This window comes from Variovorax glucosi, from assembly GCF_051216695.1.
GTDB lineage: Bacteria > Pseudomonadota > Gammaproteobacteria > Burkholderiales > Burkholderiaceae_C > Variovorax.
Window position 1 is genome coordinate 683 of record NZ_JBPJZE010000326.1, and the last position, 408, is coordinate 1090.

The 408-nt window shown below is 68.4% G+C and carries 1 protein-coding gene; it reads right to left on the reverse strand.

The features are described from left to right. The coding region (locus ACSFA3_RS25355) for a LysR substrate-binding domain-containing protein (RefSeq protein ID WP_435508093.1) at window positions 1–385 on the reverse strand (385 nt) is incomplete at its 3' end. Window positions 386–408: the final 23 nt, after the last annotated feature.

A 408-nucleotide genomic window follows, 5' to 3' on the forward strand; every position in this document is an offset into this window, starting at 1 on the left:
CGACCGGGCCTTCGGTGCTCGACGTGTCGATGGCCACGCGCTTCAACTCGCCGCGCGCGATAAAGCCTTCCACCGCTCCTTGAGGCGCGAACCACACCGCATCGCAGCGCTGCAGCAGCCCGACCACGAAGCTCGTGTCGGTTGCCTCCACCAGCCGGTTGGGCAGCGCCAGGCCCTGCGCGATCAAAAAGGCATCAGCCGTGTGCCTGATGAGCGTGCCCGACACTGGCAGCACCAGCGGGTGAGCGGCCAGTGCGTCTAGCGTTGGCTTGCGCTTTGCCGCGAGCGGATGGCCGGGGCGCACCACCAGCAGCAGGGGTTCGCTGAAGAGCTGTTCGAAGGCCAGGTCGGCCATGGCCGAGGCCTGCGCGAGTCGGCCGAGCACGAGGTCGATTTCGCCCTGGCGCA